General features: G+C 61.5%; 17 protein-coding genes. 14 read left to right on the top strand and 3 right to left on the bottom strand.

Annotated elements, in window-relative coordinates:
• The first annotated feature begins 244 nt into the window (after positions 1 to 244).
• A complete protein-coding gene (locus K0F85_RS01450) occupies positions 245 to 3,370 on the top strand; it encodes an EAL domain-containing protein (protein WP_219114220.1) in 3,126 nt (1,041 codons plus the stop codon).
• 10 nt (positions 3,371 to 3,380) lie between these two features.
• Positions 3,381 to 5,654, top strand: a complete 2,274-nt coding sequence (locus K0F85_RS01445; protein WP_219114219.1) for a xanthine dehydrogenase family protein molybdopterin-binding subunit — start codon at positions 3,381 to 3,383, stop codon at positions 5,652 to 5,654.
• A gap of 6 nt (positions 5,655 to 5,660) precedes the next feature.
• Here K0F85_RS01445 and K0F85_RS01440 read toward each other — a convergent pair whose 3' ends face one another.
• Positions 5,661 to 6,089, bottom strand: coding sequence for a thioredoxin family protein (locus tag K0F85_RS01440; RefSeq protein WP_219114218.1), 429 nt, complete (start codon positions 6,087 to 6,089; stop codon positions 5,661 to 5,663).
• Positions 6,090 to 6,368: 279 nt separating this feature from the next.
• On the opposite strand from K0F85_RS01440, the gene K0F85_RS01435 reads away from it, so the two are divergent.
• Complete coding sequence (locus tag K0F85_RS01435) at positions 6,369 to 7,286, top strand: 23S rRNA (adenine(2030)-N(6))-methyltransferase RlmJ (protein WP_034749665.1); 918 nt, start codon at positions 6,369 to 6,371, stop codon at positions 7,284 to 7,286.
• 78 nt (positions 7,287 to 7,364) lie between these two features.
• Here K0F85_RS01435 and K0F85_RS01430 read toward each other — a convergent pair whose 3' ends face one another.
• The gene (locus K0F85_RS01430) at positions 7,365 to 8,114 is read right to left on the bottom strand and encodes an SAM-dependent methyltransferase (protein WP_219114217.1); all 750 of its coding nucleotides are present in this window, start codon (positions 8,112 to 8,114) and stop codon (positions 7,365 to 7,367) included.
• An 18-nt stretch (positions 8,115 to 8,132) separates the two neighbouring features.
• Positions 8,133 to 8,741: a Maf-like protein gene (locus K0F85_RS01425; protein WP_219114491.1), complete on the bottom strand. Its 609-nt coding sequence runs from the start codon at positions 8,739 to 8,741 to the stop codon at positions 8,133 to 8,135.
• A 235-nt stretch (positions 8,742 to 8,976) separates the two neighbouring features.
• Between K0F85_RS01425 and K0F85_RS01420 the strand changes: the two genes are divergently transcribed.
• From K0F85_RS01420 to K0F85_RS01370, 11 genes are all read left to right on the top strand, one after another.
• Positions 8,977 to 9,474, top strand: coding sequence for a DUF177 domain-containing protein (locus tag K0F85_RS01420; RefSeq protein ID WP_219114216.1), 498 nt, complete (start codon positions 8,977 to 8,979; stop codon positions 9,472 to 9,474).
• A 245-nt stretch (positions 9,475 to 9,719) separates the two neighbouring features.
• Complete coding sequence (gene rpmF, locus K0F85_RS01415) at positions 9,720 to 9,902, top strand: 50S ribosomal protein L32 (protein WP_034749653.1); 183 nt, start codon at positions 9,720 to 9,722, stop codon at positions 9,900 to 9,902.
• Between the two features lie 210 nt (positions 9,903 to 10,112).
• A complete protein-coding gene (gene plsX, locus K0F85_RS01410) occupies positions 10,113 to 11,180 on the top strand; it encodes a phosphate acyltransferase PlsX (protein WP_219114215.1) in 1,068 nt (355 codons plus the stop codon).
• 15 nt (positions 11,181 to 11,195) lie between these two features.
• Complete coding sequence (locus K0F85_RS01405) at positions 11,196 to 12,194, top strand: beta-ketoacyl-ACP synthase III (RefSeq protein WP_219114214.1); 999 nt, start codon at positions 11,196 to 11,198, stop codon at positions 12,192 to 12,194.
• Positions 12,195 to 12,226: 32 nt separating this feature from the next.
• Positions 12,227 to 13,168: an ACP S-malonyltransferase gene (fabD, locus tag K0F85_RS01400; RefSeq protein ID WP_219114213.1), complete on the top strand. Its 942-nt coding sequence runs from the start codon at positions 12,227 to 12,229 to the stop codon at positions 13,166 to 13,168.
• A gap of 49 nt (positions 13,169 to 13,217) precedes the next feature.
• Positions 13,218 to 13,961: a 3-oxoacyl-ACP reductase FabG gene (gene fabG / locus K0F85_RS01395; RefSeq protein WP_152284277.1), complete on the top strand. Its 744-nt coding sequence runs from the start codon at positions 13,218 to 13,220 to the stop codon at positions 13,959 to 13,961.
• A 178-nt stretch (positions 13,962 to 14,139) separates the two neighbouring features.
• Positions 14,140 to 14,379: an acyl carrier protein gene (gene acpP, locus K0F85_RS01390; protein ID WP_008449912.1), complete on the top strand. Its 240-nt coding sequence runs from the start codon at positions 14,140 to 14,142 to the stop codon at positions 14,377 to 14,379.
• A 29-nt stretch (positions 14,380 to 14,408) separates the two neighbouring features.
• The gene (gene fabF / locus K0F85_RS01385) at positions 14,409 to 15,659 is read left to right on the top strand and encodes a beta-ketoacyl-ACP synthase II (protein WP_219114212.1); all 1,251 of its coding nucleotides are present in this window, start codon (positions 14,409 to 14,411) and stop codon (positions 15,657 to 15,659) included.
• 120 nt (positions 15,660 to 15,779) lie between these two features.
• Entirely contained in the window at positions 15,780 to 16,316 is a 537-nt protein-coding gene (locus K0F85_RS01380; protein ID WP_219114211.1) for a hypothetical protein, read from the top strand.
• A gap of 66 nt (positions 16,317 to 16,382) precedes the next feature.
• Entirely contained in the window at positions 16,383 to 17,006 is a 624-nt protein-coding gene (gene rpoE, locus K0F85_RS01375; protein ID WP_219114210.1) for an RNA polymerase sigma factor RpoE, read from the top strand.
• A 71-nt stretch (positions 17,007 to 17,077) separates the two neighbouring features.
• Positions 17,078 to 17,413: a sigma-E factor negative regulatory protein gene (locus K0F85_RS01370; protein ID WP_219114209.1), complete on the top strand. Its 336-nt coding sequence runs from the start codon at positions 17,078 to 17,080 to the stop codon at positions 17,411 to 17,413.
• The last annotated feature ends 60 nt before the right edge of the window (positions 17,414 to 17,473 follow it).

Here is a 17,473-nt window from a genome sequence, read left to right as displayed (position 1 = left end):
AAGTGGCGCGATGATAGCAAGCCGCGCGCTTTTCTGCTGGCGCCGGCCTGGCGCACCGGTCCGCGTGTGGTTTTTCCACCCTGTTTATATGACATGAGGTAGGCGCTGGCGTGTGTTTATTGGTGACTTTCCCCGCTTTTTCCATGCATAATTGCCCCTGATAAAGTTTCTTCCCACCTGACCACCCGACTTCCCCTGTAAAGTTCAATGATCGCCTGCCTGATCCCTGTCGCCCTGTTGCCGCATGTTTAATTCACCTTATGAGCGCCTGCGCGCCAGCCTGCGTGTGCTGTTCGGCTCGTCGATCTACGGCGCCTTGCTGCTGGTGGTATTTGGCGGCCTGGTCGTTCCCGCCACTTTCGGCAGCTATGTGCTGGTCGGCGTGCATGAGCGCCAGTCGGCGCGCACCAGCCTGAACGAGGCCTTGCAGCGCAATGCGGACATCCTGGCGCTGGGCGTGCAGGAGTCGCTGTGGAACATGAATGCGGAATCGGCCCATTCGCTGGTCGAGTCGGTGATGCGTGATCGCGCCGTGCTGCAGGTGAAGGTGCTGGGGCAGGGCGACACGGAATTCATCCGCTTGCAGGCGCCGCAGCGGCCCGTGGGCAATCTGTACCGCGCCGAGCGCGACATCCTCGTGCGCGGCGAACGCATCGGCCACGTCGTCGTCGAGATGGACGATGCGCGCAGCCAGCAGGAGCTGCGCGAAAAGCAGATGTCCTATATTTTCGTGCTGGGGGCGCAGCTGGCCGTGTCGATGGCGCTGATCGTGCTGTTCCTGAATCGTCGCCTGCTCAAGCCCCTGCGCCGCCTGACGCGTTTTTCCGACCGCCTGTCGCACGGCGATTTCGACACGCCGCTGGCGTCGCACAGCAATGACGAACTGGGGCGTCTGACGGCCCAGCTTGAACAAATGCGCGCTGCCATCGGCCAGCTGTTCGAAGATGTGGGCCAGCGCGAAGAGCGTTTCCGTACCATCGTCACGCAGGTGCCGGGTGCCGTCTTCCGCTACCGGCCCGACGGCCCCATCGATTTTGTCAGCGATGCCATCGAAGAGATTTCCGGTTTTTCGGCGTGCCAGTTCATGCGCGGCACCACGCATGCCTGGGCTGACCTGATCTGCCCGGAAGACCGCCGCGAACACCGCCGCGCCGTGCGCCAGGCTGTGCTTGAGGTGCGCCCGTATGCGCTCGAATACCGCATCATCGACGCTTTCGGCATCGAGCGCTGGGTGGCAGAGAATGGCCAGCCGCAGGCGGGCGGGCAGGGCGTCAGCTGGGTTGACGGCATCATTGCCGACATCAGCCAGCGCAAGCACCACGAGATGCGTATCGAAGCGCTGCTGACGGAGCAAAGCGCGATCCTCGACAACGTGATGTTCGGCGTGATGTTCGTGCGCCATCGCCGCATCATTTCCGTCAATCGCCGCTGTGAGGAGCTGTTTGGCTACGGCCATGCCGAGATGACGGGCAGTTCGACCGCCATCGTGTTTGTGACTTCGTATGACTTCGAAGAGGCGGGCGAGCGCCAGTATCCGACGCTGGCCATGGGCGGTGATTTCAGCGAGGAGCGCCAGTACAAGCGCCGCGACGGGAGCCTGTTCTGGGCGCTGGTCAGTGGCTGCGCGCTCGATCCGCTGCGCCCCAACGAAGGCAGTATCTGGGTGTATGCCGATATCACGGCGCGCAAGGAAGCCGAGGAAAAACTGCGCCTGTCGGCCACCGTGCTGGAATACATTGCCGATGGCGTGATGGTAGTCGACGCCGAAGGCATCATCGTCACCGTCAATCCCGCCTTCACGCAGATCACCGGCTATACCGAGGCCGAAGCGGTAGGCCGGCATTCTTCGCTGAGGCGCTCGGCGCGCCACGACGCGGCGTTCTACCAGGCCATGTGGGATGAGTTGACCGCCACCGGTTTCTGGCGCGGCGAGATATGGCACCAGCGCAAGAACGGCGAACTGTATCTGGAGTGGCTGACCATCAGCGCCGTGCGCGACGCGCGCGCCGGCCCCACGCATTACGTGGGCGTGTTCAGCGATATCACGCTGGTCAAGGAGTCGCAGGAAAAGCTCGACCACATGGCCCACCACGATTCGCTGACGGCGCTGCCGAACCGCCTGCTGTTCCACGACCGCCTGCAGCACGCCCTGCTGCGCGCCGCGCGCGACCAGGAGCAGCTGGCCGTGCTGTTCATCGACCTGGACCGCTTCAAGAACGTGAATGACACCCTGGGCCACCATGTCGGCGATGAATTGCTGCAAAAGGTGGCCGGCCAACTGGCGGCCCGCCTGCGCGAAGGCGATACGCTGGCGCGCCTGGGCGGCGACGAGTTCATCGTGCTGCTCGAACGCATCGACGGCGAGTATGGCGCCACGCAGGTGGCCGAAAAGCTGATGACCATGTTCGACCAGCCGTTCACGGTGGCCGGCCACGAATTGTTCGTCACCTGCAGCGTGGGCATCAGCCTGTATCCGGACGATGCGCTGGATTTGAACATGCTGATCCGCAATGCCGACGTGGCCATGTATCAGGCCAAGGCGCGCGGGCGCAACGGCTACCGCTTCTATGCGCCGTCGATGACGGGCGAGGGCGTCGAGCGGCTGCGCCTGGAAACCTTTTTGCGCCGCTCGCTGGAAAAGAACGAGATGTTCCTCAATTACCAGCCGCAGGTGGAGATCGACACGGGCCGCCTGGTCGGCGTCGAGGCGCTGGTGCGCTGGAACCACCCGGAACTGGGCCTGGTGCCGCCGGTGCGCTTCATCCCGCTGGCCGAGGACAGTGGTTTCATCAACCAGCTGGGCAAATGGGTGCTCGACGAAGCGTGCCGCCAGATGATGCGCTGGCAGGCGCAGGGCTTGCACGTGCCGAAGATGGCCGTCAATCTGTCGGTAAAGCAGTTCGAGCGGGGCAGCATCGCCGGCATGGTGGCCGATATTTTGAAGGAAACGGGGCTGGAGCCGCAGCGTTTGCAGCTGGAAGTGACGGAATCGGTGATCATGAACACGGGCGACGCCCTCGGTTTCATCAATGATTTGCACGCCATCGGCGTGGGCCTGGCCATCGACGATTTTGGCACCGGTTATTCTTCGCTCGCGTATCTGAAGCAGTTGCCCGTGCAGACCCTGAAGATCGACCGCTCCTTCATCAAGGATATCTCGACGGACGTCAATGATGAAGCGATAGCGATTGCCATCATTCAGCTGGGCAAGAGCATGCACATGTCCGTGATCGCCGAAGGCGTGGAGACGGAAGAGCAGGCCGCTTTCCTGCTGCGCCATGGCTGCAAGCTGGCGCAAGGATATTTTTATAGCCGCCCGGTGCTGGCACAGGATATGCTGGAGCGCTGGATCGATCATTCACTACTATAAAGGACAGCCCATGGCCGCACAATCCTCCCCGTCGCGCCGCCGTTTTCTGCTCGGCGGCCTGGGTCTCGGCGTGGCCGGCGTGGGCGCCCTGGTACTGGGTTGGGGCGTGCTACCGCCGCGCCAGCGCCTGCATGGCAACGCGCCGCTACCGCTGCAGGATGGCGCCGTGGCGCTGAACGGCTGGCTGGCCATCGGCACGGATGGCAGCGTGACCCTGGCCATGCCGCGCAGCGAGATGGGGCAGGGCGTGCATACGGCCTTGCCCATGCTGGTGGCCGAGGAACTCGACGTGCCGCTGGCCAGCGTCCGGCTGATCCAGGCGCCCATGGACAAGATATTCGGCAATGTCGCCATGCTCGAGGATAGCCTGCCGTTCCACCCGGACGACGCGGGCCGCCTGAAGGCGCTGGCCCAGTGGACGGTAGCCAAGGCGGCGCGCGAACTGGGCGTGATTGTCACTGGCGGTTCGTCGAGCGTGAAGGATGGCTGGGGGCCGATGCGCGAGGCGGGGGCCTCGGCGCGTGCCATGCTGCTGAAAGCTGCCGCGGCGCTGTGGCAGGTGCCGGCCGCACAGTGCCGCACGCACGATGGCGCAGTGCTGCACCCGGATGGCCGGCGCGCCAGCTACGCCAGCCTGGCGCAGCGCGCCGCTGCCATCGATCCGGGCACGCCCGTGCTGAAGCTGCCCCGGGATTTCAAGCTGATCGGCCAGCCCGCGCCGCGCCGCGACACGCCGTCCAAAGTGAATGGCAGCGCGCAGTTCGGCATCGATGCGCGCCCGCCCGGCATGTTGTATGCGGCCCTGCATCTGCCGCCGCGCCTGGGTGATGCCCTGGCCGCCTTCGATGCGGCGCCCATCCTGGCCATGCCCGGCGTCAAAAAGGTGCTGGACCTGACGCCGCAGCTGGCAGAGCGCAGTGTCTCGTGCGCCGCCGTGGTGGCCGATACCTGGTGGCATGCGAAGCAGGCGGCCGCCGCCTTGCCAACGCAGTGGAAGGCTGGTGCCCAAGCGAACTTGTCCAGCACCGCTGTGTATGCGGAGTTTGCCCGTCTGTTAGACACTGAAGCGGGCCATGCCTACCACGCCAGCGGCGAGGTGGAAAGTAAAGCCGTGCAGGGTTTGCGGCAGGTCAGCGCCGAGTACCGCGCGCCTTTCCTGGCCCATGCCGCCATGGAGCCCGTCAACTGCACCGCGCAAGTGAAGGATGGCAAGGTGAGGCTGTGGGTCTCGACGCAGGCGCCCGGCATCGCCGTCGACGTGGCGGCGAAAGTGGCTGGCGTCGATGCCAAGGACGTCAGCATCGAGGTGCTGTTGCTCGGTGGCGGTTTCGGCCGCCGCCTGGAAGTTGATATGGTGGCCCAGGCCGTGGCCATCGCGCTGCAGTGCGGCGGCGCGCCGGTGCAACTGGTGTGGACGCGTGAACAGGACACACAGCACGATATGTACCGCCCCGCCGCGCTGGCCCGTTTTACGGCGCGCCTTGACGAGCATGGCCGCATCGCTTCCTGGGACAATAAATCGGTCAGCGGTTCCATCACGCACCAGTTTTTACAGCGTAATTTTGGCTTGCCCGGCGCGGGACCGGACAAGACCACGGCCGAAGGCGAATTCGACATGCCGTATGAAATTGCCAATCAGCGCATCGCCCACGTGATCGCCGACAGCCCCGTGCCGATCGGCTACTGGCGTTCGGTGGGCCACTCGCACAATGCTTTTTTCAAGGAAAGCTTTATTGACGAACTGGCTCACGCGGCGGGACAGGACGGCATCGCCTTTCGCCGCGCCATGCTGGCGCAGCACCCGCGCCACCTGGCCGTGCTCGATGCAGCGGTGGCCAAGGCAGGCACTCCTCCGCCCGGCCATGCACATGGCGTGGCCTTGCACCAGTCGTTTGGCAGCATCGTGGCGCAAGTGGCGCAAGTGTCCGTGGAAAACGGCGAAATCCGCGTGCAGCGCGTGGTGTGCGCCATCGATTGCGGCATCGCCGTCAATCCGAACATCATCGCCCAGCAGATGGAGTCGGCCGTGCTGTTCGGCCTGTCGGCGGCGCTGGGCGGCGAGATCACCTTCAAGGAGGGCAGAGTGGAGCAGAGCAATTTCCACGACTATCCCGTGCTGCGCATGGGTCAGACGCCCGAGGTGGAAACCATCATCATCGCCAGCGCCGAGCATCCGGAAGGCGTGGGTGAGCCAGGCACGCCGCCCATCGCGCCGGCCGTGGCCAATGCCGTGTTCAGTTTGACGGGGAAAAGGCTGCGCAGCCTGCCGCTGCGCCTGGTTTGATGCGGATCAGGCCAGGGTGGCGGCGATCATGCTGCGCAGATTGCAGTCACGCTGCCAGTCGCGCCGCTCCTGCGTGCTGCCGGCCAGCGCCGCCAGTTCGTCTCCGCTGAGGGCCTGCTGTGCCTGCACCATGCGGTGCGCCAGGCCGCCATCGGGCAGCACGGTGCCGAAGAAGGCCACGTTGTCTTCGTGCTGGATCAGCAGCGTGGGAAAGTTGTCGATGTCAAGCTCGCCCACCACGTCGGCCTGGTCTTCGATGTCGATCCAGACGAAGACGGTGTCAGGGTGGCGCGCGGCCAGTTCCTCGAACGTGGTGCGGTAGCTGCCACAAGTGCCGCACCACAGCGCGCACAGGCAGGCCACCGTCCAGCGCGGGCCGGCCAGGGTTGCCGCGATATCGGCGCGATTGTCGGTCGTGAGGGTGAGGCTGTGCATGGTCGTATCTAATTGGTCGGCGGATGGGCGCGGGGCGCCCGATGCGCGTATTCTACCGCGACCGGACTCCTCGGTCCTGAGAATGCATGCGCTTGTTTAGCCGTGTTTTTTGATGCAATACACCTTTCTGGTGGATAATGCTGCTAATTGCGCGCTGATTACGCTGGTCCATGCTGTTTCCTGGCCCTGCAGCCTGACTCCTCCAGTCTGTTTTCATGCCCTGCCCGGTGTCAGCGCAGCCCCGCCTTTGTTTATTTTTATTATGGAATTAGCCAGCTTATGTTGAGTTACCGCCACGCCTTTCACGCGGGTAATCACGCCGATGTGTTGAAGCATTATGTGCAGATTCAGTTGTTGCAATATCTGAATCAAAAAGATACCGCCTATAGTTATATCGATACCCACTCTGGCGCGGGCGTGTATGCGCTTGACGGTGGTTACGCCTCGAAAAATGCCGAGTACGAAACGGGCATCGCGCCCCTGTGGGACCGCACGGACTTGCCCGCCTCGCTGGCCGAGTACATGAAGTTGATCAAGGAAATGAATCCGAGCGGCAAGATGCGCTACTACCCGGGTTCGCCGTACTGCGCCGACAAGGTCAGCCGCGAGCAAGACCGTTTGCGCCTGTTCGAGCTGCATCCTGCCGATGCAAAGATTCTGGCTGATAACTTCCGCAAGGTCGAGGCGCATGCGCTGGCCCAGGGCGAGCGCCCGACCGTGCGCGGCAAGCGCGTGCTCATTACCAAGGCCGACGGTTTCCAGAGCCTGAAAGCGCTGCTGCCGCCGCCATCGCGCCGCGCGCTGGTGCTGATCGATCCGCCATACGAAGACAAGATGGATTACCGCAAGGTCAAGGACACCCTGGCTGACGCCCTCGTGCGCTTCCCGTCGGGCATGTATGCCGTCTGGTATCCCGTGCTGCAGCGCATGGAATCGCGCCAGTTCGCCGACAAGCTCAAGCAATTGCCCAGCTCGGACTGGCTGCACGTGACCCTGACGGTCAACACTCCGTCGCCCGATGGTTTCGGCTTGCACAGCAGCGGCATGTTCATCTTGAACCCGCCGTACACCCTGGAGCCGATGTTGCGCGAAGTCATGCCCTACCTGGTGAAGGTATTGGGCCGCGACGATGGCGCCAAGTTCGTGCTGGAGACGGGCAAGGGCGGCCAAAAGAACACTGGTACAAGGCGCGTATAGTCGTACTCGGCTGGGCTAGTGCTGGAATAAGAAACGCCACGGTTGATGCGACCGTGGCGTTTTTTTATGGGCGGGAGATTACTGTCCCAGCAGCAAGAACACGGTCGGCTTCTTGTGGAAGTCCGGTGCCTTGCCGGCCGCCAATTGTTTCTTCCACTGTCCGCCATTCCACGTCTGCACGCTTTCCGTCTCCAGGCTCAGGTCGGTGGCGACGCAGATCAGGGTCGACGGCGCGCATTGCGCCACCAGCGCTTCGAGCATGGCGGCGTTGCGGTACGGCGTTTCGATGAACAGCTGGGTCTGTTTTTCATTGCGCGAGCGGCTTTCCAGTTCCTTCAGGCGCTTGGCGCGCAAGGCGGCGTCGGTGGGCAGGTAGCCGTTGAAGGCGAAGCTCTGGCCGTTCAAGCCGCTGGCCATCACGGCCAGCAGGATCGACGAGGGCCCCACCAGCGGGCGTACTTTAATGCCGTGCTGATGCGCCAGGCGCACCAGGTCGGCGCCAGGATCGGCCACGGCGGGCACGCCCGCTTCCGAGACGAGGCCCGCATCGCGTCCCGCCAGCAGGGGCGCCAGCAAGCCGGCCAGCGCTTGCGCCGGGGTATTTACGTTGAGTTCGGAAATGGTGATTTCCTGCAGCGGCTTGGTCAGCGGATGCTGCTGGCCGATCAATTTCAGGAAGGCGCGCGCCGTCTTGGCGTTTTCCGCGACGAAATAATCAAGCTGCGAGGTGATGTGCCGCACCTGCTCGGGAATGATCTGGGCCAGCGGGTCGATGGCGCCGTCGGACAGGCCGAGGTGGTTGGGAATCAGGTACAGGATGCCGGTCATATTCTTTTTGTGGGTAAATTAAATGGTGAAAAACGCCACGCCCGCCTTGCGTAGCATGCTGGTGAGGGCGATCAGCGGCAGGCCGGTGAGGGCGGTCGGGTCGGTGGTGGCTATGCGCTCGAGCAGGGCGATGCCCAGGCCTTCGTTCTTGGCGCTGCCGGCGCAGTCATACGGTTGCTCGATGCGCAGGTAGGCGTCCAGTTCCGCGTCGGGCAAGTCGCGCACCGTGACCAGGGTCTGGATATCTTCCACCTGCGCCACGGGCGGATTCCGGCGTCCGTCGAGCAGGCACAGTGCCGTGTGGAACACGGTCTGGCGTCCGCGCATGGTTTGCAGTTGCAGCATGGCACAGGCATGGTTGCCCGGTTTGCCGATCTGTGCGCCATCCAGGGTGGCGACCTGGTCGGACCCGATGACGAGGCTGCCGGGATGGCGGTCGAGCACGGCTTGCGCTTTCGCTTGCGCCAGGCGCAGGGCCGTGGCGCTGGGGCTCTCGCCTGGCAGGGGGCTTTCGTCGAGATCGGGCATGGCTACCTCGAAAGGCAGGCGCAGGCGCTCAAGCAATTGCTTGCGGTAGGTCGAACTCGATGCAAGAATCAAGCGCAATGGGGCGGAAGTTGGTATCATTCGGTAATCGATGGTGGCCGGCATGGCCTTGCTAGTCGGTGTCAGTATGTGCGTCATGGGGATTTCAGTGAAACTCCGGGGCGCGGGACCTGTCAATGAGGCCCCGGGCGGCATGGCGATGTCGGTGGTGTGTTAACAAATATGCCAATCAGTGCGTCGAAAAAGACGCTTAGCCTTTGACTCGGCGCTAAAAACCCTGTTATTATCGCAGGTTTTCCGGGGAAATTTTCTACCAATGAATGCTTTTGTGATCGACGCCTTTGATTTTTGTCGTATCAGCGGGAGCCGCGAGGGTGTAACTCCTGTCGCTGAAATGACCCGGTTGACCAAGGATTGTGCAGATAGTTCCGGCGAGATCGCCTGGAAGATCGTCGGCGGCACCAGCAAGCTGGGCTACCCACAACTGACCTTGTCGGTCAACGGCACCGTTCAGCTGGTTTGCCAGCGCTGCCTGACTCCGTATGCTTACGCAATTGATTCGACGACCACGCTGATGCTGGGCAAGGATGACGAGCACGCAGACGAGATCGAAGAAATCATCAACGATGAAGCAATCGACGTGATCGTCGGCAGTCGCAGCATGGATGCCGCGGCCCTGATCGAAGATGAAGCCTTGCTGGCGCTGCCGCAGGTACCCAAACACGAGGTTTGTCCCGATACGGCGCAACTCGATGCTCTCAAGACTGAAAAGAAGTCGCCGTTTGCGGCACTGAAAGATTTGAAGCCAGAATAAAGCAGTAAAAAGGGAGCCTCAAAAACCGTCGCGAGCGGTCAGCGCAACAGCTTGTCGAGGTTCTCTGTAAAGAACGTGTCAAACGCGTGTGGTAATCGAGTATGGCAAGTGTAGTGAAATGTAGTGTAATAAACGATGTCGGTCCGGGCTATTTTCGGGTAGTCTTTGCCGCTGGGATACTCGATTCGCATGTATTTGCCTATCGATTGTGCTAAAATTTTAGAACTTATGTATTAGGAGTCATCATGGCAGTTCAACAGAACAAGAAAACCCCTTCCAAGCGCGGCATGCACCGTTCGCACGACTTCCTGGTCGCGCCGCAATTGAGCGTCGAGCCAGTTACCGGCGAAACACACATGCGTCACCATATCAGCCCTAACGGCTTCTATCGTGGCCGTAAAGTGTTGAAGACCAAAAACGACGAGTAATCGACGTTTTTGTTGGGTAAGATGAAAGCGGTGTTGCGTGGTTATTCGGCGTGGCGCCGCTTCTTCTTTTTTATCGGCTGCAATTCATCTTGCGCACCCGTCATTTTGAATCAAGCTTGCTCAGGCGGTGCATGACATGCCGCGCCCTGCATATGCTCCAGTCCGATTCACATCTTGCCGCACGCCCGCAGCGGTATTGAATCAACACAAATGACAATCAAAATTTCTATCGACTGCATGGGCGGAGATCACGGTCCCTCAGTTACTATCCCTGCAGCAATTTCCTTCGTAAAACATGAGCCTGAAGCCGAACTGATCCTTGTTGGATTGGAAGACGTGATTCGTGCCGAACTGAAGAAACATAAAGCCGACACGCATCCGCGCCTGTCGGTATTGCATGCCTCCGAACAAGTTACCATGGACGATCCCCTGGAAGTGGCCCTGCGCCGCAAGAAGGATTCCTCCATGCGCGTGGCCATCGAACAGGTCAAGAGCGGCGTGGCGCAAGCCTCCGTTTCCGCCGGTAATACGGCAGCCCTGATGGCCGTGTCGCGCTATGTATTGAAAACCATGTCCGGCGTCGACCGCCCGGCCATCTGCAGCATCTTGCCGAACCAAAAGAATGGCCCCACCTATATGTTGGACCTGGGCGCCAACGTCGATTGCGAACCGCATCACTTGCACCAGTTTGCCATCATGGGTTCCGTGCTTGTTTCCGCCATGGAAGGCATAGCACGCCCGACCATCGGCTTGCTGAACGTGGGCACGGAAGATATCAAGGGCAATGAAGTGGTGAAACTCACGTCGAAGCTGTTGCAGGCCGACCACGAGCGTGGCGCGCTGAATTTCTACGGCAACGTGGAAGGCAATGATATCTTCAAGGGCACGACCGATATCGTCGTCTGCGACGGCTTTGTCGGCAACGTCACCCTGAAAGCCATCGAAGGCCTGGCGCGCCTCATGAAGGATGTGCTCACTTCCGAATTCAAGCGCAATCCGATTACCATGCTGGGTGCGCTGATCGCGCGCGGTGCCCTGAAGGCCATCGGTAATCGCTTGAATCCTTCGCGTTACAACGGCGCCAGCCTGCTGGGCTTGCGTGGCCTCGTCTTCAAGAGCCATGGCAGCGCCGATGCCTATTCATTTGAATGGGCCTTGCGCCGCGCCTTTGATGCGGCAAAAAATGACGTGCAAGCGCACCTGGCCAGCCTGATCGCCGAGCTGATGCCGCGCACGCCAGTACCGGACGAACCTACATCAACAAGCTCTACCATTTAGTGGACGGGTATTTGCATGACTGTTTTTAGCAAAACTTACAGCAAAATTATCGGTACCGGCAGCTACTTGCCGGAGAAGCGTGTCACCAATCAGGATTTGACCGAACAGCTTGCCGCCAAGGGCATCGAGACGTCGGATGAATGGATTGTTTCGCGCAGCGGCATTTCGGCGCGCCATTACGCGGCGCCGTCGCAAAACTCCTCGGACCTGGGCGTGGAAGCGGCCAAGAAGGCCCTGGAAATGGCTGGCCTGAATGGCAACGACCTGGACCTGATCATCGTCGCCAGCTCGACCCCCGATTTCTTCGGCAGCTTCCCCAGCACCGCCTGCATCGTGCAAAACAAACTGGGCATCACGAATAACTGCGCCGCCGTCGACGTGCAAGCCGTCTGCAGCGGCTTCGTGTATGCGGTTGCCACGGCCGACAGCTTCATCCAGTCGGGCATGCATAAAAACGTGCTGGTGATCGGCGCGGAAGTGTTTTCGCGCATCCTCAATTTCGACGACCGCGGCACCTGCGTGCTGTTCGGCGACGGCGCCGGCGCCATCGTCATGACGGCGTCGAAAGAGCCGGGCATCCTGGCCACCAAGCTGCACGCTGACGGCCGCCATTCGAACATTCTCAGTGTGCCGGGCAGCCTGGCTGGCGGCGCGCTGGACGGCAGCGCCTTCCTCTACATGGATGGCCCGGCCGTATTCAAGCTGGCCGTGTCCGTGCTGGAAAAGGTCGCACACGAAGCCCTGGCGCACGCCAACATGACCTCGGACCAGATCGACTGGCTGATCCCGCACCAGGCGAATATCCGCATCATGAACAGCACCGCCAAGAAACTTGGTTTACCACTGGAAAAGATGGTCGTCACCGTCGACCAGCACGGCAATACCTCGGCCGCCTCGATCCCGCTGGCGCTCGACATCGCCGTGCGCGACGGTCGCGTCAAGAAGGGTGACAACGTCATGATGGAAGGCGTGGGTGGCGGCTTTACCTGGGGCGCCGTGCTGGCGCGCATGTAATCCCGCAACACTATTAAAAAAATGGAGTCGACATGACACAATTTGCATTTGTTTTCCCAGGCCAAGGCTCGCAAGCGATTGCGATGCTCGACGGTTTCGCCGGCAACCCCGTGGTGGCGCAGACCGTCGCCGAAGCGTCGGACGCCCTGCAATTCGACCTGGGCAAGCTGATCGCCGAAGGTCCGAAGGAAGAGCTGGACCTGACCACCAACACGCAACCCGTGATGCTGACGGCGGCCGTGGCTTTTTACCGCGCCTGGCTGGCGGCGGGCGGCCCCGTGCCGACGGTCGTGGCCGGTCACAGTCTCGGTGAATACTCGGCGCTGGTCGCCGCCGGCGTCATCTCGTTCAAGGATGCCGTGCCGCTGGTGCGCTTCCGCGCGCAAGCCATGCAGGAAGCCGTGCCGGTCGGGCAGGGCACGATGGCTGTCGTGCTGGGTCTGTCGGACGACGACGTGCGCGCCGCCTGTGCGGAAGCGGCAGCGGAAAACCCGGCCCTGGTGGTCGAGCCTGTCAATTTCAATGCGCCGGCGCAAGTCGTCATCGCCGGCCATACGGCTGCCGTCGAGCGTGCCTGCGAACTGGCCAAGGCCAAGGGCGCCAAGCGCGCCATGAAGTTGCCCGTCTCGGCGCCATTCCACTCGTCGCTGCTGAAGCCGGCATCGGACCGTTTGCGAGAGTACATGGCAGGCTTGACGTTCTCGGCACCGCAGATCGCCCTGATCAACAACGTCGACGTGGCCATCGTCAACGATGTCGCCGGCATCAAGGATGCGCTGGTGCGCCAGGCAGCCAGCCCTGTGCGCTGGGTGGAAACCATGCAGAAGGTGGCGCTCGACGGCATCACGCAAGTGATCGAATGCGGTCCGGGCAAGGTCCTGATGGGCCTGGCCAAGCGCATCGATCCTGTGCTGGTGGGCGACGCTATCGTCGACCAGGTCTCGCTGGAACGCATTTTGACGCAGCTCAAATAAACATCAGATCGCGGCAGCCTGCCTGCCGCGCTTGTTCTTAAGGATACTCATGAATTTAGCAAATCAAGTCGTGCTGGTCACGGGCGCCTCGCGCGGCATTGGCCGCGCCATCGCCACCGAACTGGGCAAACAGGGTGCCACCGTGGTCGGCACCGCCACCTCGGAAAGCGGCGCGCAAGCGATCACCGATTACCTGGCCGCCGAAGGCGTGGCGGGCAAGGGCGTGGTCTTGAACGTGACCGATGCGGCGCGCTGCGCGGCCGTCGTCGACGAAGTACAGAAAACCTATGGCAGCCTGTCGATTCTCGTCAACAATGCCGGCATCACGCAAGACCAGTTGGCCATGCGCATGAAGGATGAAGAGTGGGACAGCGTCATTTCCACCAACCTGTCGGCCGTTGGCCGCCTGTCGCGCGCCGTGCTGCGTGGCATGATGAAAGCGAAAACTGGGCGTATCATCAATATTACGTCGGTCGTGGCTTCGTCGGGCAATCCAGGGCAAATGAATTATGCGGCGGCCAAGGCCGGCGTGGAAGGCATGAGCCGCGCTCTGGCGCGCGAAATCGGCAGCCGCAATATCACTGTCAACTGCATCGCGCCGGGCTTCATCGATACCGACATGACCAAGGCCTTGAGCGAAGAGCAGCATGCGGCACTGTTGACGCAAATTCCCCTGTCACGCCTGGGTAAACCGGAAGACGTGGCGGCGGCGGTGGCCTTTTTGGCTTCGCCGCAAGCAGCGTATATCACGGGCACGACCCTGCACGTGAACGGCGGGATGTACATGAATTGATGTGAATGGTTGGCAGGGCGGGCGCTTGTGGCAAGATTCAACGGCCGTTTTTGTCTATAATCGCATCTTTTAGCAGCAGCTTCGGTCGATTTAGCAGCAGACGCCGAAATTAGTATTCGGACGCGCAAACCTGATAAAATGCGCGCACTTTCCGTAACACACACTTTGGAGCCATAACATGTCGGATATCGAACAACGCGTTAAGAAAATCGTCGCTGAGCAACTGGGCGTTGCAGAAGCAGACATCAAAATCGAATCCTCCTTCGTCGACGATCTCGGCGCCGATTCCCTGGACACCGTGGAACTGGTCATGGCCCTGGAAGACGAATTCGAAATGGAAATCCCTGACGAACAAGCTGAAAAAATCACCACCGTGCAACAGGCGATCGACTACGCCACTGCACACGTCAAGGCCTAAGCCTGTCTGACCGACTTCAGGAGAATCGCTTGAGCCGTTCTAAAAACCGTCGTGTTGTTGTCACCGGCCTGGGCTGCGTTTCACCTGTCGGCAATACTATTGCCGAGGCGTGGGGCGCAATCGTTGAAGGTAAATCCGGCATTGCCACGATTACCAAGTTCGATGCACTGCCATTCACCACGCATTTTGCTGGTGAAGTCAAAGGTTTCAATATCGAAGAGTACATCTCCGGTAAGGAAGCCCGCCACATGGATACCTTTATCCATTACGGCATGGCTGCAGGCATCCAGGCGATGCAGGACTCCGGCCTGGAAGTGACCGAAGAAAACGCCGAGCGCATCGGCGTGATCATCGGTTCCGGTATCGGTGGCTTGCCGCTGATCGAAGAGACCAAGTCCGAGTACGAAAAGCGCGGTCCGCGCCGTATTTCGCCATTTTTCGTGCCTGCCTCGATCATTAACATGATCTCTGGCAACCTTTCGATCAAATATGGTCTGAAGGGCCCGAACCTGGCGATCGTGACGGCGTGTACCACCGGTTTGCACAGCATCGGTGCCGCAGCGCGCATGATCGAGTACGGCGACGCCGACGTCATGATCGCCGGCGGTGCTGAATCGACCGTGTCGCCACTGGGCCTGGGCGGCTTCGCTTCGGCGCGTGCCTTGTCGACCCGCAACGACGATCCGGCAACGGCATCGCGTCCGTGGGATACCGACCGCGACGGCTTCGTGCTGGGCGAGGGCGCTGGCGTCATGGTGCTGGAAGAGTACGAGCACGCGGTGGCCCGTGGTGCCAAGATCTATGCCGAAGTGCATGGTTTCGGGATGAGCGCAGATGCTTATCACATGACCTCGCCGCTGGAAGATGGTAGCGGCGGCAGCAAATCGGTGATCGCGGCCCTCGACAACGCAGGCTTGAACGCGGATCAGATTCAGTACCTGAACGCGCACGGTACGTCGACCCCGCAAGGCGACGTGGCGGAAGTGATGGGCATCAAGCGCACCTTCGGCGATCACGCCAAGCATCTGGTGGTCAACTCGACCAAGTCGATGACGGGCCATTTGCTGGGCGGCGCGGGCGGTCTGGAAGCGGTGTTTACGGTCCTGGCATTGCACCATCAGGTGTCGCCACCGACCATCAACATCTTCAACCAGGATCCGGCGTGCGATCTCGATTTCTGTGCCAACACGGCGCGTGATATGAAGATCGATTATGCAGTGAAGAATTCGTTCGGCTTTGGCGGAACGAATGGCACGCTGATTTTCGGTAAAGCGAAATAAGCAGGAACTTTCAAGCGCTCGCTACGGTCAAACCGTAGTGAGCGCTGATTCGGCGCCAACGTTCGTTGGCGCTTGAATTTGCCCGGCATTGTGCCGGCGCGCCTTTTTTTCCCATGAAATATGTCGATCGCGGTAGCGGCTGTCATTCGCACGCCTGTCTGTTTGCGCCTGTTGCAAGTGGTGCTGGGGTTGTGCGCCTTGCTGGCCACCTGGCCCTTGAGCGGCGCGTGGCGCATCGCGGCTGTGGCTGCTTCCGGCCAGCTGGTGGGTGGCTATGCGCTGGGCTGGAGCGGTGCGCTGCTGAGTGCGGCTGGCGGCGTGTTTTTGCTGGTTTTGCTGCGCCGGCGCAGAAAGCCGCAGGCGCTTGATATTTCGCCGGTTGGGCAGTTGCGGCTGGCGGTATATCTGGAGCGTGGCGGTGTGGCAGGGGGCAGTGCTGGCGGGGTGGTGGAGTCGGCCGGGCCGGTGCCAGCGGCGCCGTCGGGGTTGCGCCTGTTGCCGGGTTCGACCTTGTGGCCATCGCTGTTGGTGCTGTGCCTGGCCGATGCCACCGGACGGCGCACGGATGTGCTGGTGCAGCGCGGCAGCAGCAGCTCCGCTTTCCGCCCGCTCGCTGTGGCGTGCCGGGCCATTGCGGCGCGGAGTAGGGAAGCATAAAAGTGGGGCGAACACTGAACTTCTTGCAGCGGGCCAACTCTATATCCATACGGGCGCCCACGCTGCATGACTACAGGGACATTGGGCGTGAGGACAGAGCGCGAGTATGATCAGTTACTGGTCGAGCAGGTGCAGGCTGGCGACAAGCGGGCATTTGATGTGCTGGTATCGAAATATCAGCGCCGCTTGATGCGCCTCGTGTCGCGCCTTGTGCATGACCCGGCGGAGGCCGAAGATGTGGTGCAGGAAACCTTTATCAAGGCATATCGGGCGCTGCGCCATTTTCGCGGTGATGCCGCCTTTTATACCTGGTTATACCGCATCGGCATCAATACGGCCAAGAATTATCTCGTCACGCAGGGGCGGCGCGCCGCCACGTCCAGCGACGCTGGCGCGGAGCAGGCGGAGTCCTTCGAGGACGGCAATAAATTGCGCGACAACAATACGCCCGAATCGGTGCTGGCCAGCAAGCAGATTGCGGCCACCGTCAATGCGGCCATGGAGTTGTTGCCCATCGAGTTGCGCACGGCCATCGTGCTGCGCGAGATCGAGGGCCTGAGCTATGAAGAAATATCGGAGATCATGGCATGCCCCATCGGCACCGTGCGCAGCCGGATTTTTCGCGCGCGCGAAGTGATAGCGGAGAAATTGAAACCGTTGCTGGACATGCCGATTGACAAGCGCTGGTAATCTAAAGAAATGAGGTTGGCATGGCTGCGTCCGGTTTCCGCATCGATCTTTCTGAAATGGCAGGACCCATCATGGATACGCACACACGATTGCACGAGACGATTTCCGCGCTGGCCGATGGAGAGCTGACGGCGAGCGAGCTCGAACTGGCTTTTGCCGCCGTCGATACGCCATCGGGCCGGCAAGCCTGGGAAGCCTATCGCCTGATCGGCGACGCACTGCGCTCGGAGCAGTGCGGTCATGTGCTGAGCGCCCAGTTCGATGCGCGCCTGGCCCAGCGCCTGGCCGCCGAGCCCATGCCGGACGGGCCGGTGGCCCAGGCGGAGCCGCTACCGCCCCTGTCTGCTACCGTTGTGCCGGCCGGTGATGCCGAGCCGCTGGAGGCGGGGCCGCCGGCGCGGCGCTAGCGCGTTTCACCGTCTTATGCCAGGCTTAACGTCCCCGTCACCCTCTTGACACTGGCCTTC

Origin of the sequence: Janthinobacterium sp. UMAB-56 (genome assembly GCF_900095265.1) — a bacterium.
Lineage (GTDB): Bacteria > Pseudomonadota > Gammaproteobacteria > Burkholderiales > Burkholderiaceae_D > Janthinobacterium.
The sequence above is the reverse complement of the archived record's forward strand: the minus strand, read 5'-3'. Positions and strand labels throughout refer to the sequence as shown.

What these genes read in the sequence shown, in the direction of transcription:
- K0F85_RS01450 (WP_219114220.1), top strand. Translation starts at nt 245, where the DNA reads ATGTTTAATTCACCTTATGAGCGCCTGCGCGCCAGCCTGCGTGTGCTG.
- K0F85_RS01445 (WP_219114219.1), top strand. Translation starts at nt 3,381, where the DNA reads ATGGCCGCACAATCCTCCCCGTCGCGCCGCCGTTTTCTGCTCGGCGGC.
- K0F85_RS01440 (WP_219114218.1), bottom strand. Translation starts at nt 6,089, where the DNA reads ATGCACAGCCTCACCCTCACGACCGACAATCGCGCCGATATCGCGGCA.
- K0F85_RS01435 (WP_034749665.1), top strand. Translation starts at nt 6,369, where the DNA reads ATGTTGAGTTACCGCCACGCCTTTCACGCGGGTAATCACGCCGATGTG.
- K0F85_RS01430 (WP_219114217.1), bottom strand. Translation starts at nt 8,114, where the DNA reads ATGACCGGCATCCTGTACCTGATTCCCAACCACCTCGGCCTGTCCGAC.
- K0F85_RS01425 (WP_219114491.1), bottom strand. Translation starts at nt 8,741, where the DNA reads ATGATACCAACTTCCGCCCCATTGCGCTTGATTCTTGCATCGAGTTCG.
- K0F85_RS01420 (WP_219114216.1), top strand. Translation starts at nt 8,977, where the DNA reads ATGAATGCTTTTGTGATCGACGCCTTTGATTTTTGTCGTATCAGCGGG.
- rpmF (WP_034749653.1), top strand. Translation starts at nt 9,720, where the DNA reads ATGGCAGTTCAACAGAACAAGAAAACCCCTTCCAAGCGCGGCATGCAC.
- plsX (WP_219114215.1), top strand. Translation starts at nt 10,113, where the DNA reads ATGACAATCAAAATTTCTATCGACTGCATGGGCGGAGATCACGGTCCC.
- K0F85_RS01405 (WP_219114214.1), top strand. Translation starts at nt 11,196, where the DNA reads ATGACTGTTTTTAGCAAAACTTACAGCAAAATTATCGGTACCGGCAGC.
- fabD (WP_219114213.1), top strand. Translation starts at nt 12,227, where the DNA reads ATGACACAATTTGCATTTGTTTTCCCAGGCCAAGGCTCGCAAGCGATT.
- fabG (WP_152284277.1), top strand. Translation starts at nt 13,218, where the DNA reads ATGAATTTAGCAAATCAAGTCGTGCTGGTCACGGGCGCCTCGCGCGGC.
- acpP (WP_008449912.1), top strand. Translation starts at nt 14,140, where the DNA reads ATGTCGGATATCGAACAACGCGTTAAGAAAATCGTCGCTGAGCAACTG.
- K0F85_RS01380 (WP_219114211.1), top strand. Translation starts at nt 15,780, where the DNA reads ATGTCGATCGCGGTAGCGGCTGTCATTCGCACGCCTGTCTGTTTGCGC.
- rpoE (WP_219114210.1), top strand. Translation starts at nt 16,383, where the DNA reads ATGACTACAGGGACATTGGGCGTGAGGACAGAGCGCGAGTATGATCAG.
- K0F85_RS01370 (WP_219114209.1), top strand. Translation starts at nt 17,078, where the DNA reads ATGGATACGCACACACGATTGCACGAGACGATTTCCGCGCTGGCCGAT.